At 69.6% G+C, this 23,038-nt stretch carries 21 protein-coding genes; 9 read left to right on the top strand and 12 right to left on the bottom strand.

Features of this window, described 5'->3' with window-relative positions:
• Positions 1 to 241 precede the first annotated feature (241 nt).
• The 3 genes from GTY58_RS12475 to GTY58_RS12485 form a co-directional block, all read right to left on the bottom strand.
• Positions 242 to 1,747: an FAD-dependent oxidoreductase gene (locus tag GTY58_RS12475; protein ID WP_010983816.1), complete on the bottom strand. Its 1,506-nt coding sequence runs from the start codon at positions 1,745 to 1,747 to the stop codon at positions 242 to 244.
• A gap of 67 nt (positions 1,748 to 1,814) precedes the next feature.
• Positions 1,815 to 2,600 (bottom strand): ABC transporter permease, encoded by a 786-nt coding sequence (locus tag GTY58_RS12480; protein WP_010983817.1) that lies wholly within the window; start codon positions 2,598 to 2,600, stop codon positions 1,815 to 1,817.
• Positions 2,597 to 3,568, bottom strand: coding sequence for a daunorubicin resistance protein DrrA family ABC transporter ATP-binding protein (locus tag GTY58_RS12485; RefSeq protein ID WP_037650145.1), 972 nt, complete (start codon positions 3,566 to 3,568; stop codon positions 2,597 to 2,599). The genes GTY58_RS12480 and GTY58_RS12485 overlap by 4 nt, the downstream gene beginning before the upstream one ends.
• A gap of 87 nt (positions 3,569 to 3,655) precedes the next feature.
• Here GTY58_RS12485 and GTY58_RS12490 point away from each other — a divergent pair, with 87 nt between their 5' ends.
• Positions 3,656 to 4,477, top strand: a complete 822-nt coding sequence (locus tag GTY58_RS12490) for a TetR/AcrR family transcriptional regulator (protein ID WP_237528774.1) — start codon at positions 3,656 to 3,658, stop codon at positions 4,475 to 4,477.
• On the opposite strand, the gene GTY58_RS12495 is transcribed toward GTY58_RS12490, so the two are convergent.
• Positions 4,444 to 5,448, bottom strand: a complete 1,005-nt coding sequence (locus GTY58_RS12495; RefSeq protein ID WP_037650189.1) for a methyltransferase — start codon at positions 5,446 to 5,448, stop codon at positions 4,444 to 4,446. The two genes, GTY58_RS12490 and GTY58_RS12495, sit on opposite strands and share 34 nt — an antisense overlap.
• Before the next feature lie 141 nt (positions 5,449 to 5,589).
• Positions 5,590 to 6,531 carry an aromatase/cyclase gene (locus tag GTY58_RS12500; protein ID WP_037650142.1) on the bottom strand — a complete coding sequence of 314 codons (942 nt, stop codon included), beginning with the start codon at positions 6,529 to 6,531 and terminating at the stop codon, positions 5,590 to 5,592.
• Between the two features lie 208 nt (positions 6,532 to 6,739).
• Between GTY58_RS12500 and GTY58_RS12505 the strand changes: the two genes are divergently transcribed.
• From GTY58_RS12505 to GTY58_RS41605, 6 genes are all read left to right on the top strand, one after another.
• On the top strand, positions 6,740 to 7,417 hold the full coding sequence (locus GTY58_RS12505) for a TcmI family type II polyketide cyclase (protein ID WP_010983822.1): 678 nt from the start codon (positions 6,740 to 6,742) through the stop codon (positions 7,415 to 7,417).
• Entirely contained in the window at positions 7,414 to 8,619 is a 1,206-nt protein-coding gene (locus tag GTY58_RS12510; protein ID WP_037650140.1) for a cytochrome P450, read from the top strand. The genes GTY58_RS12505 and GTY58_RS12510 overlap by 4 nt, the downstream gene beginning before the upstream one ends.
• Positions 8,620 to 8,754: 135 nt before the next feature.
• A complete protein-coding gene (locus tag GTY58_RS12515) occupies positions 8,755 to 9,459 on the top strand; it encodes a Clp protease N-terminal domain-containing protein (RefSeq protein WP_010983824.1) in 705 nt (234 codons plus the stop codon).
• Positions 9,460 to 9,897: 438 nt separating this feature from the next.
• Positions 9,898 to 10,638, top strand: a complete 741-nt coding sequence (locus GTY58_RS12520; RefSeq protein ID WP_010983825.1) for a 3-oxoacyl-ACP reductase family protein — start codon at positions 9,898 to 9,900, stop codon at positions 10,636 to 10,638.
• 343 nt (positions 10,639 to 10,981) lie between these two features.
• Positions 10,982 to 11,215, top strand: a complete 234-nt coding sequence (locus tag GTY58_RS41600) for a hypothetical protein (protein ID WP_306292900.1) — start codon at positions 10,982 to 10,984, stop codon at positions 11,213 to 11,215.
• Positions 11,155 to 11,394 carry a hypothetical protein gene (locus tag GTY58_RS41605; RefSeq protein ID WP_010983826.1) on the top strand — a complete coding sequence of 80 codons (240 nt, stop codon included), beginning with the start codon at positions 11,155 to 11,157 and terminating at the stop codon, positions 11,392 to 11,394. The genes GTY58_RS41600 and GTY58_RS41605 overlap by 61 nt, the downstream gene beginning before the upstream one ends.
• Before the next feature lie 281 nt (positions 11,395 to 11,675).
• On the opposite strand, the gene GTY58_RS12530 is transcribed toward GTY58_RS41605, so the two are convergent.
• Together GTY58_RS12530 and GTY58_RS12535 are read right to left on the bottom strand one after the other, a co-directional pair.
• Entirely contained in the window at positions 11,676 to 13,004 is a 1,329-nt protein-coding gene (locus tag GTY58_RS12530) for a class I SAM-dependent RNA methyltransferase (RefSeq protein ID WP_037650137.1), read from the bottom strand.
• A 92-nt stretch (positions 13,005 to 13,096) separates the two neighbouring features.
• A complete protein-coding gene (locus tag GTY58_RS12535) occupies positions 13,097 to 15,148 on the bottom strand; it encodes an APC family permease (RefSeq protein WP_010983828.1) in 2,052 nt (683 codons plus the stop codon).
• A gap of 411 nt (positions 15,149 to 15,559) precedes the next feature.
• On the opposite strand from GTY58_RS12535, the gene GTY58_RS12540 reads away from it, so the two are divergent.
• Positions 15,560 to 16,231 (top strand): TrkA family potassium uptake protein, encoded by a 672-nt coding sequence (locus GTY58_RS12540; protein WP_010983829.1) that lies wholly within the window; start codon positions 15,560 to 15,562, stop codon positions 16,229 to 16,231.
• Positions 16,231 to 16,908 (top strand): TrkA family potassium uptake protein, encoded by a 678-nt coding sequence (locus tag GTY58_RS12545; protein ID WP_010983830.1) that lies wholly within the window; start codon positions 16,231 to 16,233, stop codon positions 16,906 to 16,908. Before GTY58_RS12540 ends, GTY58_RS12545 begins: the two co-directional genes overlap by 1 nt.
• A gap of 142 nt (positions 16,909 to 17,050) precedes the next feature.
• Here the strand turns inward: GTY58_RS12545 and GTY58_RS12550 are convergent, their stop codons facing one another.
• The 5 genes from GTY58_RS12550 to GTY58_RS12570 form a co-directional block, all read right to left on the bottom strand.
• Positions 17,051 to 17,818: a DUF3159 domain-containing protein gene (locus tag GTY58_RS12550; protein ID WP_010983831.1), complete on the bottom strand. Its 768-nt coding sequence runs from the start codon at positions 17,816 to 17,818 to the stop codon at positions 17,051 to 17,053.
• A 3-nt stretch (positions 17,819 to 17,821) separates the two neighbouring features.
• The gene (locus GTY58_RS12555; protein WP_062804692.1) at positions 17,822 to 18,220 is read right to left on the bottom strand and encodes an OB-fold nucleic acid binding domain-containing protein; all 399 of its coding nucleotides are present in this window, start codon (positions 18,218 to 18,220) and stop codon (positions 17,822 to 17,824) included.
• Positions 18,221 to 18,341: 121 nt separating this feature from the next.
• Positions 18,342 to 19,058: a response regulator gene (locus GTY58_RS12560; RefSeq protein ID WP_010983833.1), complete on the bottom strand. Its 717-nt coding sequence runs from the start codon at positions 19,056 to 19,058 to the stop codon at positions 18,342 to 18,344.
• A complete protein-coding gene (locus GTY58_RS12565) occupies positions 19,052 to 21,607 on the bottom strand; it encodes an ATP-binding protein (protein WP_010983834.1) in 2,556 nt (851 codons plus the stop codon). Before GTY58_RS12565 ends, GTY58_RS12560 begins: the two co-directional genes overlap by 7 nt.
• A 123-nt stretch (positions 21,608 to 21,730) precedes the next feature.
• Positions 21,731 to 22,945 (bottom strand): alginate lyase family protein, encoded by a 1,215-nt coding sequence (locus GTY58_RS12570; RefSeq protein ID WP_010983835.1) that lies wholly within the window; start codon positions 22,943 to 22,945, stop codon positions 21,731 to 21,733.
• Between the last annotated feature and the right edge of the window lie 93 nt (positions 22,946 to 23,038).

Below are 23,038 nucleotides of genomic sequence, written 5' to 3' on the forward strand. Positions count from 1 at the left end.
ACCATCACGCGGGGAACATCCGCGAACAGGACGCGCCGAGCGCGCGTTCGCTCGAGGTCGGTGGTCGAGGGACCACATGGCGCCGATGCTCGCGGCAGCGGTTCGAGGCGAGTTCGTGTGTGGTTCGACCCAAGGAGGGGGGCGTACGGAGGCGGCCCGGGGCGCCTCCCGGCGCCGAGACAGCATGCGGCCGACACCGACCGTGCCGGTGTCGACCGCATGCCAGGGGTACGGATCCGCGTCAGGCCTTCTGCCGGCACAGGATCCGGTCGAGGACGTCCCGCAGGTGCTGCGTGCTGGTCTCCACGGCATTCCGTGTCGTGGCCGTACGCCAGCCGACGAACCCGTCCGGGCGGACGAGCACGGCGCCGTCCTCCTTGATGCCGACGGCCTCGGCCCACCCTTCGACCGCGTGCCCCGTGATGCCCAGGTCCCGTGTCGCGTCCAGCCAGTGGTCGGCCGCGGTCCCGGTGATCAGCGTGAATCCGTCGACGAGGTCGACCGTGGACCGTCCGTCCGGAAGCCACCGGTGCGGCAGGCGGCTGCCCGGGGCGCCGTCCAGGACGAGGTTCTCCATGTCGGAGAGCGGCTCCGGGTCGACCACCGCGCCGGAGTCGTACCGGTAGCCGATCACGGGGATCATGATGCCCGCCATGCCCACGGCCGCGCGGTCGGCGGCCCGGCTCGCGTCGTTGTCCCAGTGCAGGTCACGGTGCTCGGCGCGGAGCACGGTCTGTCGCATGGTGAACAGCGCGACGGGCCGGCGCTCGGCCTCGTAGGTGTCGAGCAGCGCGTCACCGCCGGCGGCCAGTTTCCACGCCAGGTTGTGGCCGTCGGCGATACCCACGTTGAGTCCGAGACCCCCGACCGGCGGCACCACGTGGGCCGCGTCACCCACGAGGAAGACGTTGCCCTGCCGGAAGCGGTCGGCGACCCGCGCCGTCGACGACCAGGGCAGCAGGCTGATGATCTCCGGCTCGATGTCGCTGACGCCGGTGGCGTCCCTGATCTGCTGCTGGATCCGCTCGACGGGGGTCTCCGGGTCACCGTTCGGGATGTGGAAGACCCAGCGGCCGGTCTCGTCGACCTTCAGCAGGATCCCGGACGCCCGCTCGTTGCGCAGGAACGTCATGGACGTCGGCGGGGTGGGCAGTTCCGCGCGGAACAGCACGTTGAGCATGTGCGAACTGCTCAGCGGTCCCGGGCCGGTCACGCCGATGCCGAGCAGGTCACGCATCCGGCTGCGGACTCCGTCGGCGGCGATCACGTAGTCCGCCGTGACGGTCCTGCCGTCCGCGGTGGTGACGCCGCCGTCCGTCACCGCGACCACCTCGCTGTCGAAGTCCACCTGGCCGCCGAGCTCCCGCAGCCGTGCCAGCGCGGCCCGGTCGACCCGGTCCTGCGGGCAGCTTCCCAGCTTCGCCGGGCCGATCTCCGGCGGCTCGAACTTGGCCGTGACGGTGGTCAGATCGGCCAGGCTCGTGCCCGTCATGAGGCCCCGGACGAGATGGTCCGTCTCTATGTCGATGCCGGCCTCCCGGAGGATCTCCGCCGACCGGTCCGTGATGCCGAAGGCCCGCGGATGGTCGTTGACCTGTGCCCGGCGCTCCAGCACATGGACCGAGACACCCTGACGGGCGAGGAAGACGGCGGTGCACAACCCGACCGTGCCGCCTCCGACGATCACTACGCGCATGCTTGTCCCTCCGAGAATGAGAACGGTGTTTTCCTCACGGGTACGTCGCACCCGTGGCGGTACTGGAGACGCCTCCGCTCACCCGCCGCGTCCCCGGGCGGGAGACGCGCGTACGGATCTAGAGTCCGGCGCGGGCGAAGCGGCGCACCGAGAGCGGCACGAAGATCAGCAACAGCAGGCCGGCCCACAGCAGGCTCGCGGTCACCGGGTGGGTCAGCGGCCACGCGGCGTCCGGCCCGGGAGCACCGGGGTTGCCGAAGAGCTCGCGCGCGGCCGCCGCGGCGGAGCTGAGCGGGTTCCACTCGCACAGCGCCCGGAGGCCGACCGGCATCCGGTCGGTCGGCACGAGGGCGTTGGACACCATGGTGAGCGACAGCGTGAGCGGTGCCAGCCGGGCCGCGGTCCGTGCCGAACGCACCACAAGGCCCAGGTAGGTGCCGACCCACGCCAGCGTGTAGCGGAACAGCAGGAGCAGGCCGATGCCGGCCAGCGCCCGCGGAACGCCGTCGTGCGGCCGCCAGCCGACGACGAGACCGCACACCATCAGGACCGCGAGGCCGTAGGCCCCGAGGATCCCCTCGGCGCCGCTCTGGCCGAGCGGCACGGACACCCGGTGGGTCGGGAGCGAACGCAGGCGCTCCATCACCCCGCGCGCCTGGTCCGTCGCCACCTCCACCATGGCGGTGGACAGAGCGGTCCCGGTCGTCATCACGAACAGGCCGGGCATCATGAACTCGCGGTAGTTCGAGGTGCCCGGCACCCCGATCGCGCCGCCGAACACGAAGCCGAACAGCACCACGAACCCGCTCGGCATCATCAGCATGGTGAGCAGGGTGCCGGGCTCGTGGCGCAGCCGGAACAGCCTTCGCTGGGTCAGCGTCCAGCCGTCGGCCAGGAGGTTCACGACACCGCCTCGGGCGTCTCGACCGGTTGCGCCGGTCCGACGGTCTGCCCGGTCATCGTCAGGAAGACGTCGTCCAAGCCGGGCTCGCGGATCCCGATGTTCCTGATCACCGCGCCGGACGCGTCCAGTTCACTCACGATCAGCGGCAGGGCGGGCGCCTGATCCACCGCGGCCACGACGATGCGCGATCCGTCGGCCTCGGGGCACCGGCCGGTCAGCCGCTCCAGCCTCGCCATGGCACTCGGCACATGGTCCGCCGACTCAACCACGACGTCGATGTGACGGCCGATCTGGGCTTTGAGCTGGGCCGGGCTGCCTTCGGCGATCAGCTGGCCGCGGTCGATCACGCCGACCGCCGTGGCGAGCCGCTCCACCTCCTCCAGACACGGGGTGGTGAGCAGGACCGTGGTGCCGTCGGCCACCAGTCTCCGCACGCTCTCCCAGATCTCGGCGCGACTGGGGGCGTCGAGCCCGGTGGTCGGCTCGTCGAGGAAAAGCACCGCGGGGGCCCGTAACAGACTGGCGATCAGGTGGATCCGGCGGCGCATGCCACCGGAGTACGTGCCGACCAGCCGATCACCGGCGTGGGCGAGACCGAACCGTTCCAGCAGCTCGTCGGCGCGCCGACGGGCGCCGCGCGAGCCGAGCCGCGAGAGGCGGCCGAGGATCCGCAGGTTCTCCCGGCCGGTCAGTCCGTCGTCGAACGAGGCGTCCTGACCGGCCAGGCCGATCACCTTCCGCACATCCGCCGGATTCCGGGCCACGTCGAAGCCGGCGACGACGGCCCGCCCGCTGCTGGGCCGGGTCAGGGTGGCCAAGATCCGCACGGCGGTGCTCTTCCCCGCACCCTTCGGGCCGAGCAGGCCGTAGACGGTGCGCGACGGCACCACCAGGTCCAGGCCGTCCAGCGCGACGACATCCCCGTACTGCTTCCTCACATCCTCGGTGTACATGATCGCGTCTTCCATGCATCAACCCTTCACCGAGTACGGTGTACGCGATTTTAGCGTAGCCAACCGAGTGCGCCGTACGCAACTTTGCGTCGGACGCGTAGGATGACTGTCGTGTCGGACTCGAACCCAATCATCTGGATGCGACCGGAGAAGCCGGCGCGAGGCCCCGCGCCGTCGCACAGTCGTAGGCAGATCGCCGCGGTGGCGATCGATATCGCGGACTCCGAAGGCATCGAAGCCGCGTCGGTGCGCGCCATCGCCAAGCGACTCGGCACCGGTGCGATGACCCTCTACCGCTACCTGCCGACCAAGGAAGACCTGTACACGGTCATGATCGACGAGGCGACCGGCTTCGAGCCGCAGGAGCCGACCGGCGATCTCCGTGCGGATCTGACGACCTTGGCACGCCGCCGCCGGCAGATCCTCCTGCGGCACCTCTGGCTCGCCCCGCTCCTCGCCACCCGCCCGATCATGGGCCCCAACTTCATGCGCGGCATGGAACGCGATCTCGCCGTTCTCGCCGGCTGCGGCCTGGGCATGGACGACACGATCCACGTGCTCAACCTGATCCACTCGTGGGTCAGCGGCGCCGTGCAGGCCGAGTTGACCGAGCGGGCGACCGCGAATCAGTCCGGCCTCGACCGCCATGCCTGGCGGCTGCGGATGGAGCCGTACCTCAAGTCCCTGCTGGAGACCGGTGAGTTCCCGCACCTGAGCCGGATGGTCCAGACCTCCGAGATCGGGGAGGCAGACGAGCGGTTCGCGAACGGCCTGGCGATCATCCTGGACGGAATCGAAGCCCGCTTCCCGACGGCCACCGGGAAGGACGGATCGCGCCGGCCGGTCGGCGACACCGGCGGTGGTGCGCCGTCGGCGCGGCGCGCGAAAGGTCAGCCAACCGCGCGCAGTTCGACGACGGAGTAACGGCCGGCCGGCGTGACCGAGGTGGTGTGCAGGCCGACGGTTCCCGCCAGTTCGGCCAGTTGCTCCAGGGTGTGCTGCCGGCCGCCGAAGTAGCCGAGCATGCGCAGGTCGCCCTCCGTCTGCACGGTCCGGTCGCCGAAGTAGTCCACGACGAGCACACGTCCCGTCGTCTGCGCCGCGTCGGCGCAGCGGCGCAGGATACGGGCGGCCGACGCGTCGTCCCAGTTGTGCAGGATGCTCGACAGCAGATATCCGTCCGCTCCGGCGGGAAGAGCGTCGAAGAAACTGCCGGCCGCGATGTCGGCCCGGTGGTCGAGACCGGCCGCGGCGATGGCCTTCTCGGCGCGGCGCACCGGGCCGGGCAGGTCGACGACCGTCCCCCTCAGGTCGGGGTGGGACTGCAGGATGGCGATCAGCATGGTGCCGTCGCCACCGCCGACATCGACCACATGACGGAGCGTTCCCCACGGATACGCCCCGGCCACGGCCGGCGAGTGCGCCGTCAACCTGGCGCCCATCAAGGTGTCGAAGGACTCGGCGCGCCCGTCGTCGGACGACAGGTCGTCCCAGAACGTCACACCGTACTGCTGCGGGAACGCGGCCTCACCCGTGCGTACCGTGTGCAACAGGTGGACGAGGCTCAACTCTGCGTGTCCCAGGGCGCCTTCGATGTCGAGTATGGCCCGCATGTCCTCGGGCGCGCCCTCGCACAGGTGGCGGCCCATGGCCGTCAGGTCGTAGGCGCCGGGCCCGGTGCCCGACAGCACGCCCGCGGTCACCAGGTGGTCCAGCAGCCGCCCCAGCGCGTCCCGGTCGGCGCCGACGGCCTCGGCCAGCGCCTCGGTCGTCCGGGCGCCCGCGGCGATGTGGTCGGCCAGCCGCAACGTCGCCGCCACCCGGACGGCCATCGGGGTCAGCAGATCGGCGGCTGCCCACACTCCCCCGCCTCGGGGGGTCGTCTCCTTGGCCATGACTTCTCCTGACTCGACGGTTCTCTGTTCGTGGGACCCGGCCGGGACGGTGTCGGTGCCGGTGCGGCAGCTCACGTCCGGCCGGGCGGTTCCTCGCCCCTCGCGCTGTGGCGAGGTCTCTCGGAGGCCGGTGCGGCCGACTCAGAAGCCGGCGCGCTCCTCCGCGTACGCCTTGGCGAGGCGGAGGTTGCTCATGCTGTTGCCGCTCAGCAGCCGTCGCAGGTACCGGCGCGCCTCGGCGACCGTCGTCGCGCCGCCCAGCTGGGACAGCGCCGAGCGCTTGATCGTGCTGGTGTGCCGGGCCTCGGCGATGACGCCTTCCGGCGTCTCGGTGAACCGCCAGTGGCCGGTGTGCGCGTCCAGCATCGTGGGCAGCGAGATCTGCTTGTACACGATCAGGTGGTTCGGGAGGCAGATCCGCACCGAGCGGACGGTGTGCGTGCTGCCGTCCGGACCCTTGGTGTCCATGTCGAAGAACTGGACGTTCGGCACGTCCTCGGTCATGGCGAGCCCCACCACGTGCGGGATGCGCTCGGGCCACAGGTCCGCCCGGTAGAGGTAGTCATAGGCGTCCTCGACGGAGCCGGCGATGAACAGCGGGTCAGTGAAGGACACGACGAGTTCGTCCAGGTCGGCCCGGCGCTCGGCCGTGTCGCGGAGCGTGGCGAGGCAGTCCTCGCTCTCCTGCGCGATCCTGTCCAGCAACGGGCCGAGATCGGCGCCGGTCGGCGCGACGACCTGGTGGCTCAGCTCGACCCGGGTCCGGTTCGGCGTCAGTTCGGTGAAGACCCACTCGCCGCGGAGGTCGGTGGCGGGCTGTTCGGGTTCCATGTGCGCGAAGGTGATGCGGCGCCCCGGCCGGTCCGTGCGGCGCACGGTCTGCCAGGCGCGGACGGCGGCGTCACCGGCCAGAGCCCAGTGCCTGACCAACTCTCCCTTCTCGTTGGCGTGGACCGTCTCCGCGTGCACCGCGGACCGGTGGAACTGCGGCCATCGCGCGATGTCCGCGATCAGGTCGAACACCGTCTCCACGTCGCCCTCGATGGTGATGGCGTGGTCAACTCGCCGCTGTGTACTCGACACAACAAGACACCTCACAAGCGTCGTCACATCCGTATCCGTCGCGACCGACGATGTCCGTCCTCGATCGACCTCGCTTCGAGGACCCTTCGAGTTCCCCGTCCGCGGTCGGCCCCGGCCGTTGACCGGGCGTCGATCCGGCGTCGAAGGCGCGGGCGCAAGCTGGGCGCACCCCCGAAACGCACCCCGCCTATTCGTAAGGAGACGCTAAATGCCGAGCATCATCACTGTCGGCGCATTCGACAGTGGTAACGTCGCCGACGTCACCAAGATCCTTCAGGAGTTCGATGGCGAGGTCGCGTCCGAACTGCCCCAGCTGCGCCGCCGCCAGGTATTCAGCTACAGCGACCTTTATGTGCACATGCAGGACTGGGACGTCGCCGACCCCGACGAGGCATACCGGATCATCAGCACCGACCCCCGGTGCACGCGGCTGAACGAACGCCTGTCGACCTATTTCGGCGATCACGCCGCGACGGAGGACTGGGACGGCCCGGTCGACCGGCCGACGGCCGAGCGTTTCTACCTGTGGCCGGCCGAGCGACTGGACGACCTGGAGCAGACGTACAGCGCGGTGATCGTCAACACCCAGCGGCAGGAACACATCCCCGAGGCGGCACGGCTGTTCGCGGAGTCGGACGCGACCGACATCCCGCAGAAGATGGGCACGCTGCGCCGCCAGATCTATCTGTGGCGCGGCATCTACCTGCACATCCAGGACTTCGCCGTAGCCAACAGCATGGAGGCGATCAGCGAGGTGTGGACGGAAGGCGATCCCCGCTTCCTCCAGCTCGTCGACGACCTCACGGAGATCATTCCGCCGTACGACCCGCAGGGCAATTCACTGGCCACCCGTTTCTACCACTGGGCTGCAGAGGTGCCGGCATGACGAAACTCCCGACCCACCCCATTCGCCGGCAGCTCCCCGGCGTGCTGCCGGCCGAGTACGAGACACTGCGGGAACGAGGCATCGGCCAGGTCGAATTGCCCACGGGCAAACTCGTCTGGATGGTGGTGAGGCCGGAATACGCCCGCATCGTGCTCTCCGACCCGCGGTTCAGCTCGGACAAGACGGACGACCGATTTCCGAAGCTGACACCCAATTCGCTGATGAAGCTGCGGTACTGCGCACCGTTCATGATCAACCTGGACGGTCCGGAACACCTGAAGAAGAAGAAGTCCATCATGGACGAGTTCTCCCCGGAAGGACTCGCCCGGCTGCTGCCGCGCCTGCGGGTCGCCGTCGAGGAGAAGATCGACGACATGCTGCGGCAGCCGACGAAGCCGGTCGACCTGGTGAAGGAGCTGGCGTTCCCCATCGCGTGGCAGCTGCAGGAGATGTTCCTCGGCATCCCCGCGGCCGAGCTGGAGACGATGCGGGACAACGTCTGGAAGCTGCTGCTCGGCACCACCACCGAGGCCGAGGAGAGGGAAGCGGCCGACCGCCTGAACGGGCACGCGGAAGAGGTCCTGAAGGAGAAGGCCAAGCACCTCGGCGACGACATGATGAGTCGTCTGATCGTGCAGGAACGCGAGAAGCACGGCGAGGTCAACTGGTACGAACTCGCGCCTCTGATGCTGTCGAACGCCCAGGGCATTCACAACTCGGTGTCCACGATGATCTCGCTGGGCGTGCTCACCCTGCTGAACCACCCGGAGCAGCGGCCGACGCTGCTCGCCCATCCGGACCGGATGACGACTGCGGTGGACGAGATGCTGCGGTACTTCTCGGTCAACGACGGAACCCCCATGCGGCTCGCCACCGAGGACATGCTCATCGGCGACACGCTGGTCAAGGCCGGTGACGGCGTGGCGGTGCCGACGCTGCCCGTCAACCGCGACCCGTCGGTGTGCCCGTATCCCCATCAGCTCGACATCATGCGGGAGGAGCCCGCCCGGCACCTGGCGTTCGGTCACGGACCGCACAAGTGTCCGGCGGACCGCCTGGTGCCGAGCCTGCTCGAGATCGTCTACACGACGCTCTTCGAGCGGGTCCCGACGCTCGCGCTCGCCGTGCCCGAGGCGGAACTGACGTACAAGTACCACTCGATCCAGGCGTTCGGCCCGGCCGAGATGCCGGTCACCTGGTAGCCGCGCAGGCCGCCGCGCTCATCGGCGACGGGCGTGGCCGCCGCGGAGCGCGGCGGCCACGCGGGCCCAGGACCGACCGAGAGAAATGACAACCTCGGGTTGACACCACCCGACTGACAACCTACGGTTGACACCATGACGCAGATCACTCCGCCGGTCAAGCTCGACGAGCTCATCACGGCGATCACCGAGAACCACACCACCGCCCTCGACCAGCTCAGCGGCGCCATCCTGCTGGCCGACCACATCGGCGAGGTCGCCGACCATCTCATCGGCCACTTCGTCGACCAGGCCCGTCACTCCGGCGCGTCCTGGACCGACATCGGCCGCTGCATGGGCGTCACCCGGCAGGCAGCCCAGAAGCGGTTCGTCGGCAAGCCCGACGCCAAGCCGTCGAATGCCTTCGAGAAGTTCTCCCAGCCCGCCCGCAGCGCGATCATCGCCGGCATGAACGAGGCCAAGACGGCCGGCAACGCCGAGATCGTCCCGGCGCATGTCCTCCTCGGCCTGCTCGGCACCGAGGGCAGTGCGGTCGGCGCCCTGCGGGCGCAGGGCATCGACCTCGACCAGGCGCGAGACACGGCGGTGGCCACCCTGCCGCCGCGCAGTGACGCCGATCCGGTGCTGATCCCGTACGACGCCCACGCGAAGAAGGCGCTGGAACTGGCGTCTCGGGTGGCCTTCCGCCTCGGCCAGGACAGCGTCAGCACCGGCCACATGCTGCTGGGGCTTCTGGAAGAGGGGGACGGCGCCGGGGTGCTGGCCTCGCTGGGCCTCGACACGGCAGCGGCCGAGCGTTTCGTGGCGGAAGCCGCCGACGAATCGTCCGTCGCCTCGTAGCGAAACCGACCGCGTCCGTCCGCGGACGTCGGCTGACAGCGTCGGACTCCCGGAATGGGAACGGCACGGGAACCGAACGGTTACGGAACGGGAGCTCCGGGCGAGGTGGAACCTGTCAAGAGGTGACACCCCGCCCGGTTGTCCTCGCGCCCCGCTCCGACCCCCTACCGGACTCGGCCCGTCGCGCCCTGTGCGCTGTGAACCGCCTACCCGGGTGCGATGGCGGCCGGACCTCCCGCGGAGGATCGGATCCCGTCCCCCTTTCCCGACCCCGTACATGCGGAGTGGTGTGATGACTTTCGACCGGACGCGGATCTTCGGCCTTCGGCGCCTACGGAGGGCACGTCAACGCAAGACCGAGATGGGAAGCCTCGCACCGGCGGCCTCCCTGACCGCGCCGCGCCGGCCAGCCGGCGCGCGTGCGGGAGCGCCTGTCTGATGGCGACGCCGGGTACCGACGGCCGTGTCGCTCTCGTCACCGGCGCTTCGGGAGCGCTCGGCGCCGCCGTGGCACGGGTCCTCGACCACCGTGGCTACCGGCTGGCGTTGCACTACACCAACGGTGAGGACCAGGCCCGCAAGGTAGCGGCCAAGCTCAGCGGGCCGAGCACCCTCGTGCGGGCGGACGTCGCCGACTGGGCTGCCACCCGGGACATGGTCGACCGGGTACGCGCTGAGCTGGGAGGCATCAGCGTCCTCGTCAACACGGGTGCGATCCGCCGGGACGGTCTCATGGCCACCCAGTCCGTCGACGACTGGACCCGGACCGTCGCCGTCAATCTGATCGGCACCTTCCATACCTGCCGGGCGGCACTCCCGGACATGCTGCGGGGCCGCTGGGGACGCATCATCAACGTCGTCTCGCCCGCCGGCCTCCTCGGCAGCCGGGGCCAGACGGCGTACTCGGCGTCCAAGGCCGGTGTGCTGGGGATGACCCGGAGCCTGGCCCTGGAGTGCGGGCGGTTCAATGTGACGGTCAACGCGCTGTCACCCGGCCTGATGGCCACCGCGCTCACCGAGGAGGTGCCGGCCGAGGTCCGCGCCACGCTCGTGGCGCGGACCGCGTTCGGCCGCATGGGCACGCCCGACGAGGTGGCCCGTGGCATCGAACTGCTGCTGGACGCCGACTACATGACCGGTCAGGTGCTGTCCATCGACGGGGGCATGTCGATCTCGTGACCGCCGTGCCGGACGGCCACCCCGCGCGCCCCGCTGGAGGAGTTCCCCGGAGCCTTCCGCGTGCGAAGTCCCGTCACCGGCACCGGACCTGACTGCGGAGGCACAAGCATCCCCTCCAGCCGGTACTGAAGCGAGGAAGGATCACGACACGACCAACCCTCGCCGCATCGTCATCGGAAGCTCGGTCCGAATGGCCACGCAGGGCCGCTCCGTGTGCACGCGGCCGGAAGATGATGCCCCATCAGGAGCTTGATCCGGCAATTCGGCATGGTGCGTACCGCACACCGTTCAGTCCTTCACCCATCGGCTGGACATCACGCTGTCCCCTCAGGAAGAGGCGCTCATCGCCAGAGCCGTCCCGAAACGGCGCAACGAGTTCACCACCGTCCGCGCCTGCGTCCACGCCGAGCCCAACTCCCCGCTTGCGGAAGGGGTACTGGAGGCCATAACCCGTCCCGAGGAACGCTCCGCCCTGGCCTCACTTGCCGCCCTGGCCGCCGCGGCGGCCAGGCCCGCATGGGACCCCGCCTCCTGTTCAGCGCCAAGGTGTCCGTACACAAGGCGTGGTACCCGGTGACCCGCCGCCGACTGGACTTCCAGGAGGCGTTCCTCGACCTCGCCCCAGACGGCACGTTCACCGCCCGCGCCCTCGTACCCGCCCCGCCCGAACTCGCCTGTGTACACGGACGTTGGGTCGCCGACAGCAGCCATGTGCTCAGCTGGACAGCAGCCACCGTGAACGCCTCGACCCACTGAACACGCCACCCGTGTGACGCCCCACTGAGCGTCACGGGACGTCAGCACCGAGAGGCGCGCGGACGGGGTCGACCAAGGCTTGGCGACTGGTCCACACCCCTTCAAGATGCCCACCGTCACACGCGTGAGCGCTTCCCCCGGCGGCCAACAATTGCGCATGACGAACCGTCAGGAATCGCGCCGTTCGTGCGTCAAGCGTGCGTCATGTGCGTCGAACATGCGTCAAGATATCGCACCTAACGCACCTAACGCCCATCACGCACACTCAGAGAAACGGCAGGTCAGAGCCCCTTTGCAGCAGGCTCCAGAATCGCCACACACTCCACATGATGCGTCATCGGAAACAGATCGAACGCCCGCAGCGTCCGCACCTTGTAGCCGCCGTCGCGGAAGTACCCGAGGTCCCGTGCCAGCGCCGCCGGGTCGCAGGCCACGTACGCGATCTTTCGCGCGCCCAGGGACACGAGCTGTTCGACCGTCTTCTTGCCCGCGCCCGCACGCGGCGGGTCGAGGACGATCAAATCGACCTCGGTGATGCCGGTGCGCGGGAGGACCGCCTCGACCTTGCCCTGTTCGATGCGCACGCGCTCGAAGGCGGCGAGGTTGTGCCGCGCGTCCTCGACCGCGCGCTTGCCGGACTCGATGCCGAGCACCGCGCCCTTGTCACCGAGCCGGTCCGCGAGCGCGCCCGCGAAGAGGCCGACACCGCAGTACAGGTCGAGCGCCATATCGCCCTTGCGCGGCAGCAGACCCTGCATGACGGCCTTGACCAGGGTGTCGGCGGCCATCGGGTGGACCTGCCAGAAGCCGCCACTGCCGACACGGTAGGTGCGGCCGTCGGCGCGCTCACGCACGAACGCCCGGCCGTGGACGCGGTGGATGCCGCCGTCCTTCTCCTCGACGCGCATGACGGAGACGGGCTTGTCGAGCTCGACGAGGGGCAGACGGGCGCCGGGCCGGGGCTCCAGGATCACCATGCGGTCCTGCGATCCCGTCGCCGCGATCGCGTCGACCGACTCCATGCCGGACCAGTCACGCTCCTCGATGCCCAGCTCGCTGACGCCCGGTGCCGCGATCATGCAGTGCTCGATCGGCTCGACCTCGTGCGAGCGGTGGCGCCGCAGCCCGGCGTTGCCGTCGGCGTCCACCGCGTACTGCACGCGGGTCCGCCACGCGGGGACCTCGCCGGCCGGGAGCTTGTCGCCCTCGGCGGGCATCACCGTGCCGTCCCAGCCCGCTTCCTCGGGCGTGAGGCCCGCGAGCCGCTGCAACTGCTCGGCGATGACCTCGCCCTTCAGTCGGCGCTGGGCGCCCGGCTTGGCGTGCTGCCAGTCGCAGCCGCCGCAGCGGCCGGGGCCCGCGTACGGACAGGGGGCCTCGACACGGTCCTTCGAGGCGTCCAGGATCTCGACGGCGTCCGCACGCAGGTACCGCGCGCCCTCCTCGCCCTCGGTGACGCGCGCGAGGACCCGCTCGCCGGGCAGCGCGTGCCGTACGAAGAGGACCTGGCCCTCGGATGTACGGGCGATGCAGTGCCCGCCGTGGGCGACGGGGCCGATCTCGACCTCGTACTCCTCCCCCACCAGCGACTTCTTCGGTTCTGCCTGCATGGTGGGGTGACTCCAGTAACGAGAGGGGGGAACGGCCGGACAACAGCCCACCAGTCTACGTGGACACCACCCGGCCGCTCACCACGAGCCCGTCAGCCCTTCGTGTTCGACGACTCCTTCGCGCGCTCCTCCGCGGGCCCGCGCCGCACCGCACCCGGCGCACTCCACTCCTGCCGCCTGCGCGCCCGCTTCTTCGCGGCCTCGGAGGACTCCAGCTGGTAGGGCACGGAGGTGACCATGACGCCCGGGGTGAAGAGCAGCCGGCCCTTCAGGCGCAGCGCGCTCTGGTTGTGCAGCAGGTGCTCGTACCAGTGGCCCACCACGTACTCGGGGATGATCACGGACACCGCGTCGCGCGGCGACTCCTTGCGCAGCCCCTTCACGTACTCGATGACGGGCCGGGTGATCTCGCGGTACGGGGAGTCGAGGACCTTCAGCGGTACGTCGATGCCGCGCCGGTCCCACTCCTCCTTCAGTGCCTTGGTCTCGGCCGGGTCGACGTTCACGCTGAGCGCCTCCAGCGTGTCGGAGCGCATCAGCTTGGCGTAGGCGAGGGCGCGCAGCGTCGGCCGGTGGATCTTGGAGATCAGGACCACGGAGTGGACGCGGGAGGGGCGGACACTGTCGTCGGACGGGCCCTCGGGGGCGGCGATCTCCTCGGCGACCCGGTCGTAGTGCTTACGGATCGCGCTCATCGTCGCGTAGAAGATGCACATGCCGAGCAGCGCGACCCAGGCGCCGTGCGTGAACTTGGTGACGAGGACGACGACCAGCACGAGCCCGGTGAAGAACGCGCCGAACGCGTTGATCGCCCGGGAGCGGACCATGTGCCGGCGCTTGGCCTGGTCCTTCTCGGTGGCCAGGTGGCGGTTCCAGTGCCGGACCATGCCGGTCTGGCTCAGCGTGAAGGAGACGAAGACGCCGACGATGTACAGCTGGATCAGCCGCGTCGAGTCGGCGCCGTAGATGACGACCAGGAGGGTCGCCGCGCCCGCGAGCAGCACGATGCCGTTGGAGAAGGCCAGGCGGTCGCCACGGGTGTGCAGCTGACGCGGCAGATAGCGGTCCTGGGCGAGGATCGAGCCGAGCAGCGGGAAGCCGTTGTACGCGGTGTTCGCGGCGAGGAACAGCACCAGCGCGGTGGCCGCGGCCAGCACGATGAACAGGAAGCTGCCCTTGCCGAAGACGGCCTCGGCGACCTGCGAGATCACCGGGTTCTGAACGTAGTCGGGGCCGACCGCGACGCCGTTGTGGATCAGGTCGTTCGCCGGGTTCTCCGCCATGCGGACGTTGGTCGCCATGGCCAGGGCGATGATGCCGCAGAACATGGTGACGGCGAGCAGGCCCATCGCCGCGAGCGTGGACGCCGCGTTCTTGGACTTGGGCTTGCGGAAGGCCGGGACACCGTTGGAGATCGCCTCGACACCGGTGAGCGCGGCACAGCCGGAGGAGAAGGCGCGCAGCAGCAGGAACACGAGGGCGAAGCCGGCGAGGCCCTGGTGCTCGGCCTTGATGTGGTAGTCGGCGGTCGGCGCGTGCATGGTGTCGTCGAGGACGAACCCGCGGAAGGCGCCCCAGGCGATCATGATGAAGACGCCCGCGACGAAGACGTACGTCGGAATCGCGAAAAGTTTTCCGGACTCCTTTACGCCGCGCAGGTTCATCAACGTGAGCAGCACGATGACGGCCACCGCGCAGGAGACCTTGTGCTCGACCACGAAGGGGATGGCCGAGCCGAGGTTCTCGATGCCGGAGGCGATGGAGACGGCGACGGTGAGGACGTAGTCGACGAGCAGCGCGCTGGCGACGGTGAGACCCGCCCTGGGGCCGAGGTTGGTGTTGGCCACCTCGTAGTCGCCGCCGCCGCTCGGGTAGGCGTGGACGTTCTGCCGGTAGGAGGCGACCACGGTGAACATCAGCACCACGACCGCGACCGCGATCCAGGGGCTGAAGTGGTACGCCGACACGCCCGCGATGGAGAGGACCAGCAGCACTTCTCCTGGTGCGTACGCCACGGAGGAGAGCGGGTCGGAAGCGAAGACGGGCAGTGCGATGCGCTTCGGCAGGAGCGTTTCTCCGAGCCGGTCACTGCGCAGTGCGCGCCCGATCAGGATCCGTTTGGGCACGTCGGTCAGTTTGGACACGCAGAGGATCGTAAGCGTTCGAACGGGAGGTCGCCCACCCGCCGTCCCGCATCGGCCCGCCAACCGTCGCCCATCTGCTCTCCGAGTGAAATCGCAGAGGCGTCACGCTGCGGATTCCGCACCTACGGCGATCCCCATGCCTATATGACAAAACCTCGCTCATTGCACCCCACGGAGGTCCCATGCATGCGCCCGCGGAGCTGATCGGCGCCGCCGCCGGACTCGTCGGCCTCGGAATCCTGACCCTTCTCAGCGTCCGCAGCATCGGCCGCCGCTGACCATGAGAACCCGCAGGCGAATGTGCACGGGGGTGCCGTCCGCGGACCGCACGTGTGTAGCTTGGGCGGCGGTCTGAGACCCTGTTGTTGGCGTTTCGACTGAGCCGTGACCATTGACACCGGAAGGACGGTCGTGCACATCGTCATCATGGGCTGCGGAAGAGTGGGCTCCGCTCTTGCCCAGACCCTGGAGCAACAGGGGCATACGGTCGCTGTGATCGACCAGGACCCCACCGCCTTCCGACGACTGGGCTCCGGGTTCGGCGGCCGTCGTGTCACCGGAGTCGGCTTCGACCAGGACACCCTGCGCGAGGCGGGCATCGAGGAGGCCGGCGCGTTCGCCGCCGTCTCCAGCGGTGACAACTCGAACATCATCGCGGCCCGGGTGGCCCGCGAGATGTTCGGCATCGAGAACGTCGCAGCCCGTATCTACGACCCGCGCCGCGCCGAGGTCTACCAGCGCCTCGGCATTCCGACGGTCGCCACCGTCCGCTGGACGGCCGACCAGATGCTGCGCCGGCTGCTGCCCTCGGGCGCCGAGCCGCTGTGGCGCGACCCCACCGGCGGGGTGCAGCTCGCCGAGGTGCACGCCTCTTCGGCCTGGGTGGGCCACAAGATCAGCAAGCTCCAGGAGGAGACCAGCGTACGCGTGGCCTTCCTCACCCGGCTGGGCGAGGCAATACTGCCGTCCTCCCAGACGGTGCTCCAGGAGGGCGACCTGGTGCACGTGATGATGCGTACGGACGACGTCGAGAAGGTCGAGGCGGCGTTCGCCGAGGGCCCTGAAGAGGAGAGCGGTCACTGATGAGGGTCGCCATTGCCGGTGCCGGTGCCGTCGGCCGCTCGATCGCGGGCGAACTGCTCGAGAACGGCCACGAGATCCTGCTGATCGACAAGGCGCCGACCGCCATCTCGGTCGAGCGCGTCCCGCAGGCGGAGTGGCTGCTCGCCGACGCCTGCGAGATCACGTCCCTGGACGAGGCGGCGCTCCAGCGCTGCAACGTGGTGATCGCCGCGACGGGCGACGACAAGGTGAACCTGGTCGTCTCGCTCCTGGCGAAGACGGAGTACGGCGTTCCGCGCGTCGTCGCCCGCGTCAACAACCCGAAGAACGAGTGGTTGTTCAACGAGGCCTGGGGCGTGGACGTCGCCGTCTCCACCCCGCGTCTGATGTCGGCCCTGGTCGAGGAGGCGGTGAGCGTCGGTGACCTGGTCCGGCTGCTGCGCTTCAGCCACGGCGACGCGAACCTGGTCGAGCTGACCCTGCCGCCGGAGTCGGCCCTGGCGGGCACGCAGGTCGGAGACGTGGAGTGGCCACAGGACACGTCCCTGGTGACGATCATCCGCGGCACCCGCGTCCTCACACCGTCCCAGGAGGACTCCCTGGAGGCGGGCGACGAACTCCTGTTCGTGGCCGCGCAGGCCCGCGAGGAACAACTGGAGGACCTGCTGTCGGTGCGCCGCGAGGACGCATCGAGCTAGTGCCGCAACAGGCAACGTGCGCCGCGATACGACGTCGGGGGCGCCCGGAGATCTCCGGGCGCCCCCGACTCGTACGGGTGACCAGGCCTGACGCACTCGCTCGTACGAGTGACCAGGCCCAAAAACGAACTCAAACGGGTGACTAGACGTCGCGGCGGTGACGCCCTGCCGTGGCCTCGCCCCGCTCCTCGCCCCGCTCCTCGGCCAGTGCCGCCTTGCGTTCCTCCTCGGCCTTCTCCGCCGCCTCCATCTCCGCGAACACGTCGATCGGAGCGGGGGCCTTGGCCAGGAACACCCAGGTGAGCCAGACCGCCAGCAGGAACGGCGGGATCTTCAGCGCGACCAGGACCCAGCCGAGTTGGGCGGTGTTGGCCCACCAGTACAGCGGGAAGAGGATCGCGCACTTGGCGAGCAGGATCAGGCCCCAGGCCCAACTTGCCTTCGCGTACGCCTTCTTGCGGCCCGGGTTGCGGGTACGCCAGGAGAGGTTCTCCTTGAAGACCGGGCCGAGGATCAGGCCGATCAGGGGCACGCCCGCGAGCGTGGTGATGATGTACGCCAGCGCCAGACCGAGCGTGTAGAGCATGCCCGGCAGGTAGAAGTCCTTGGCGTTGCCGGTCATCATCGCGAAGACCACGCCGAAGGCGACACCGAAGACACCGCTGAAGGCGTGCTTGACGGTGTCCCTCATGACGAGGCGGACCACGACCAGCAGCAGGGACACCGTGATGGCGGCGATCGCCGACCAGTGCAGGTCCTTGTTGATCGTGAAGATGGTGACGAAGAGGAGGCCGGGCACCACCGTCTCGACCATGCCCCGGACACCGCCGAACGCCTCGAAGAGCGCGGCCTCGGTCACCGCCCTGGAATCCTGCTGGGCGTCTTCCGTAGGCTTGTCGAGCGACGTCACCGGCTACTCCCGTCCGAGCGGTCTGAGTTCGTACTTCGGGTTGAACAGCACTCTGCGGCCCCGGCTCATCGAGATCCGGCCCGAAGCGATCAGCTTGCGCCCCGGCTCTATGCCGACGATGGAACGCCTGCCGAGCCACACCACGTCCAGTGCGGCCGAGCCGTCGAACAGCTCCGCCTCCAGGGCCGGGACTCCGGCCCGCGGCCGCAGCGTGACCGTGCGCAAGGTACCAGTAACGGTGACGATCTGCCGGTCATGACAGTCGCCGATGCGCGTACATCCTGCGGTCTCGGCGTCCTCGCGCAGCTCCTCGGACTCCAGGTCCTCCTGGGACGAGGAGAGCCGGTCGAGCATGCGCCGGAACCGGCCCACCGGCTTTTCGGAATGAGGAACAGCGCTCATACCGAAAGCGTACCGGGGGACGCCGACAGCAACGCACTCGCGGCGCCAACGCTCTGAACGGGCACTGACCGGCCCTGGACACTCCGCCGCCCCCGCACACTCCGCCGCCACCGCTCGCATCTCACCTCTCGAACCGATATCCCATCCCCGGCTCCGTGATGAAGTGCTTCGGATGCGACGGATCCGATTCCAGCTTGCGGCGCAGTTGTGCCATGTACACGCGCAGGTAGTTCGTCTCCGTCCCGTACGACGGGCCCCACACCTCCTGGAGCAGCTGTTTCTGGCCGACCAGGCGGCCGGTGTTGCGGACGAGCACCTCCAGCAGGTGCCACTCCGTCGGGGTGAGCCGTACGTCCCTGCCGTCGCGGTTGACCTTCTTCGCGGCCAGGTCGACCGTGAAGTCCTCGGTCTCCACGATCACGTCGTCCTCACCGCCGCCCGTGGGCTCGGCCCGGCGGACGGCGGCCCTCAGGCGGGCCAGCAGCTCGTCCATGCCGAAGGGCTTGGTGACGTAGTCGTCGGCGCCCGCGTCCAGCGCCTCGACCTTCTCGTCGGAGGAGTGGCGGGCCGAGAGCACCAGGATCGGCACCCGGGTCCAGCCGCGCAGTCCCCTGATCACCTCGACGCCGTCCATGTCGGGCAGCCCGAGGTCGAGCACCACGACGTCGGGGTGGCGGGCGGCGGCGACGTGCAGCGCGGTCGCGCCGTCGTGGGCCGAGTCGACCTCGTACTTGCGCGCCTTCAGGTTGATCACGAGGGCGCGTACGATCTGCGGCTCGTCGTCGACCACGAGCACCCTCGTCGGGGTCTGGGGGCCTCCCCCGGTCGGGCTCAGCATCTGGTCTGCCTTTCTGCTGTTGCGTGCGCGAGGCCGGGACGGCCGGCGGGGCTGTCCACCGCCGCCCCGACCGTCAGCACCATGGTGAGGCCGCCGCCGGGAGTGTCCTCGGCGTTCAGCGTGCCACCCATCGCCTCGGCGAAGCCGCGTGCCACCGCGAGACCCAGGCCGACACCGACACCGCGCGGGGCGTCGCCGTAGCGCTGGAAGGGCGCGAAGATGCGGTCCTTCGCCTCGTCGGGGACACCGGGCCCGCGGTCCACCACACGGAGTTCCACCCGGTTGGCGAGGGCGCTCGCGGCCACCAGGACCGACTCGTCCGAAGGGCTGTACTTGACCGCGTTCTCGACGAGGTTGGCCACCGAGCGCTCCAGCAGACCGGGGTCGACGGCCACCATCGGCAGACTCTCCGGGATGTCCAGCACCACGCTGTCCTCGGGCACTCCGCCGAGCGCCATCGGCACCACCTCGTCGAGGTCGATCTCGCGGATCAGCGGGGTCACGGTCCCGGTCTGCAGCCGGGACATGTCCAGCAGGTTGCCCACCAGGTGGTCGAGGCGGTCCGCGCCGTCCTCGATGCCTTCGAGGAGCTCCGCCCGGTCCTCCTCGGACCAGGCCACGTCGTCGGAGCGCAGGGAGGACACGGCCGCCTTGATCCCCGCCAGCGGGGTCCGCAGGTCATGGCTGACCGCGGCCAGCAGCGCGGTACGGATGCTGTTGCCCTCGGCGAGCGTGCGGGCCTGGTCCGCCTCGCGCTGAAGGCGCTGGCGGTCCAGGACGACGGCGGCCTGGGCGGCGAACGCGGCGAGCACCCGGCGGTCGGAGGCGGGCAGCACGCGCCCGGACAGCGCGAGGGCCATGTGGTCGCCCACGGGCATGTCCACGTCCGCGTCCTCCGGCCGGTCGACCAGCGGACGCACGCCCACACTGCCCGCGCAGGTCCACGGCGCGACGTCGCTCTCCCGCTCCAGCAGGGCGACCGACTCCATGCCGAAGGTCTCGCGGACGCGTTCGAGCAGGGCGTCCAGACTGGTCTCGCCGCGCAGCACGCTGCCCGCGAGGAAGGAGAGGATCTCCGACTCGGCACGCAGCCGGGCCGCCTGATGCGTACGGCGGGCGGCGAGGTCCACCACGGAGGCCACGGAGACGGCGACACCGACGAAGATCGCGATGGCGATGATGTTCTTGGGGTCGGCGATCGTCAGCCGGTGCAGCGGCGGCGTGTAGTAGTAGTTCAGCAGCAGCGACCCGAAGGCCGCCGAGGCGAGGGCGGGCAGCAGCCCGCCGAGCAGGGCGGCCGCCACGGTCAGCGCCAGGAACAGCAGCATGTCGTTGGCGAGGCCGAGGTCGACGGTGTTCAGCAGCAGCGCGAGGACGACCGGCCCGGCCACGCCGACCAGCCAGCCCCAGATGATCCGCGACCGGCCGAGCCGCGCACCCCGGGCGACCGGGAGACCGCGCCCCTTGGCGACCTCCTCATGGGTGACGATGTGGACGTCCAGGTCGGGTCCCGACTCGCGGGCGACCGTGGCGCCGACGCCCGGCCCGAACATGTACTGCCAGGCCTTGCGGCGCGAGGAGCCGAGCACGATCTGCGTGGCGTTGACGCCGCGCGAGAAGTCCAGCAGCGCGGAGGGTATGTCGTCCCCGACGACGTGGTGGAAGGTGCCGCCCAGGTCCTCGACGAGCGTGCGCTGGACGGCCAGCTCCTTGGGCGAGGCGGAGGTCAGCCCGTCGCTGCGGGCGATGTAGACGGCCATGACCTCGCCGCCCGCGCCCTTCTCCGCGAGGCGTGCGGCGCGCCGGATCAGCGTACGGCCCTCGGGGCCGCCCGTCAGTCCGACCACGATGCGCTCGCGCGAGCCCCATATCGCCGAGACCCGGTGCTCGCTGCGGTACTCCGTCAGGTACGCGTCGACCCGGTCGGCCACCCACAGCAGCGCCAGCTCGCGCAGCGCGGTCAGGTTGCCCGGGCGGAAGTAGTTGGACAGGGCCGCGTCGACCTTGTCCGGCTTGTAGATGTTGCCGTGCGCCATGCGGCGGCGCAGGGCCTGCGGCGACATGTCGACCAGCTCGATCTGGTCGGCCCGGCGCACCATCTCGTCCGGAACGGTCTCGCGCTGGCGTACGCCGGTTATCGACTCCACGACGTCGCCCAGCGACTCCAGGTGCTGGATGTTGACGGTCGACACGACGTCGATGCCCGCCGCGAGCAGCTCCTCGACGTCCTGCCAGCGTTTGGCGTTGCGGGAGCCCGGAACATTGGTGTGAGCGAGTTCGTCCACCAGAGCGACGGCGGGGGCCCGCCGCAGGACGGCGTCCACGTCCATCTCGGCGAAGACGGTGTCCCGGTACGCGAGCTCCCTGCGCGCGACCTGCTCCAGACCGTGCAGCATCACCTCGGTGCGCGGCCGCCCGTGGTGTTCCACGAAGGCGACCACGCAGTCCGTGCCGCGCTCGACGCGGCGGTGCGCCTCGGAGAGCATGGCGTACGTCTTGCCGACGCCCGGTGCCGCACCGAGGTAGATCCGAAGCTTGCCGCGTGCCATGGCCCCATTGTCTTCCTGTCACAGCTGTGTACGCTGCGTCGACCTTACGGCCGATCATCACGGCAAAAGGCAGGGTGAGCGCGGTCTGGAGCGTCCTTGACGGAACCCTGATACGCGGCGGGGTCAGCTCGGGTTGTCGCCGTGTGTGAGCGTCTCCCAGGCAACGAAGAGGTTGTTGCTGCCGGCCGGGCGGTTCTGCTCGGTCAGGTTCTGGGTGTTGGTCATGGCGATGCCCAGGCGGTTGTGCAGGGCGTTGTAGCCGACCTCGGTGATCGGCCCGAGCCCCCGGTTCAGGGAGCCCCCGCACAGCCAGCTCGGTGCCGCCTCGCCCAGCTGGTACTTGGCCTGGAAGCCGAGCGCCTGCCGCAGCCGCTCGCCGACGTCCGTGCCGTACAGGTCCGCGCCCTGGATACGGCTGGTCTCGGCGATGTGCGAGACGGCGGAGATGCCGTACCCGGTGTGCGTGAAGTCGCGGCAGGTCTCCTGGGTGAGCCCGGTGACGAAGGTGGACTGCCCCTGCCAGTAGCTGACGATCTTCGCGGTCGTGTCGAGATTCTGGCTCGGCACGGTCTTCGGCACAGCTCCGTCGGACGAGAGATAGATGTACGCGGCCGTACGCGTACGGAACTTCGCCATGGCCTTGTCGTACGACGTCTTGTCCTCCAGGAAGACGGAGATGCCGACGGCGGCCTCCATCATCGACAGCTCCCAGTTGCCGTTGGAGTTGGAGCCGTTGATGATCTCGGGGAGGTACACGTCGCGCAGCATGGTCGCGAAGCGGCCGGAGTTCGCCCAGGTGCCGGTGTACGTGTACTTGATGATCTCGGCCGCCTTGGGCCACGAGGAGCCGGCCCAGCCGGTCTGCAACGGCGCGTTGCTGTTGGTGTGGTCCTTGATCACCGCCGACCACGCGTCCATCAACTCGATGGCCTTCTTCGCGTACCGCTCGTCGCGGGTGATGTACCAGGCGAGGGCGTCGGTGTACGCGGCTATCGCGTCCTCACGCTCGTCCGTGCACCCGTAGTTGGGGTTGGAGTACGAGCCGCACTCGACGGTCGCGCGGGGCTTCGCGGTGCGCGTCAGCGAAGCGTACGTGCTCGCCATCATCTGGTCGTACGCGCCCTTCCAGGGCTGCGCACCGGCGTTGACCTTGGTGCGGGAGAAGTCCAGCTGACTCCTGGAGACGGTGACTCCGGGGTGCGCGAAGGTGGCCGGTGCCGCGTCGGCGCGATGGGCGGCGGGCCAGGCGAGGAGGCCGCCCACCAGAGCGGTGGCCAGGGCGGCGATGACGGCGGTGCGTGGTCTGCGACGGTGCACGCGAGAGGGCAGCTTGGGCATGTGGGGGCCATCCGTTCTCGTATGTGAACGATGAGCGCGTCTTTGAACAGGTGCACTGGCCGGAGACCATAGGTACAGACCAACTGGCCGTCA

Origin of the sequence: Streptomyces sp. SID5469 (assembly GCF_009862865.1) — a bacterium.
GTDB lineage: Bacteria > Actinomycetota > Actinomycetes > Streptomycetales > Streptomycetaceae > Streptomyces > Streptomyces avermitilis.

What these genes read in the sequence shown, in the direction of transcription:
- GTY58_RS12485 (WP_037650145.1), bottom strand. Translation starts at nt 3,568, where the DNA reads ATGGAAGACGCGATCATGTACACCGAGGATGTGAGGAAGCAGTACGGG.
- GTY58_RS12490 (WP_237528774.1), top strand. Translation starts at nt 3,656, where the DNA reads ATGACTGTCGTGTCGGACTCGAACCCAATCATCTGGATGCGACCGGAG.
- GTY58_RS12495 (WP_037650189.1), bottom strand. Translation starts at nt 5,448, where the DNA reads ATGGCCAAGGAGACGACCCCCCGAGGCGGGGGAGTGTGGGCAGCCGCC.
- GTY58_RS12505 (WP_010983822.1), top strand. Translation starts at nt 6,740, where the DNA reads ATGCCGAGCATCATCACTGTCGGCGCATTCGACAGTGGTAACGTCGCC.
- GTY58_RS12510 (WP_037650140.1), top strand. Translation starts at nt 7,414, where the DNA reads ATGACGAAACTCCCGACCCACCCCATTCGCCGGCAGCTCCCCGGCGTG.
- GTY58_RS12515 (WP_010983824.1), top strand. Translation starts at nt 8,755, where the DNA reads ATGACGCAGATCACTCCGCCGGTCAAGCTCGACGAGCTCATCACGGCG.
- GTY58_RS12520 (WP_010983825.1), top strand. Translation starts at nt 9,898, where the DNA reads ATGGCGACGCCGGGTACCGACGGCCGTGTCGCTCTCGTCACCGGCGCT.
- GTY58_RS41605 (WP_010983826.1), top strand. Translation starts at nt 11,155, where the DNA reads ATGGGACCCCGCCTCCTGTTCAGCGCCAAGGTGTCCGTACACAAGGCG.
- GTY58_RS12530 (WP_037650137.1), bottom strand. Translation starts at nt 13,004, where the DNA reads ATGCAGGCAGAACCGAAGAAGTCGCTGGTGGGGGAGGAGTACGAGGTC.
- GTY58_RS12545 (WP_010983830.1), top strand. Translation starts at nt 16,231, where the DNA reads ATGAGGGTCGCCATTGCCGGTGCCGGTGCCGTCGGCCGCTCGATCGCG.
- GTY58_RS12555 (WP_062804692.1), bottom strand. Translation starts at nt 18,220, where the DNA reads ATGAGCGCTGTTCCTCATTCCGAAAAGCCGGTGGGCCGGTTCCGGCGC.
- GTY58_RS12560 (WP_010983833.1), bottom strand. Translation starts at nt 19,058, where the DNA reads ATGCTGAGCCCGACCGGGGGAGGCCCCCAGACCCCGACGAGGGTGCTC.
- GTY58_RS12565 (WP_010983834.1), bottom strand. Translation starts at nt 21,607, where the DNA reads ATGGCACGCGGCAAGCTTCGGATCTACCTCGGTGCGGCACCGGGCGTC.
- GTY58_RS12570 (WP_010983835.1), bottom strand. Translation starts at nt 22,945, where the DNA reads ATGCCCAAGCTGCCCTCTCGCGTGCACCGTCGCAGACCACGCACCGCC.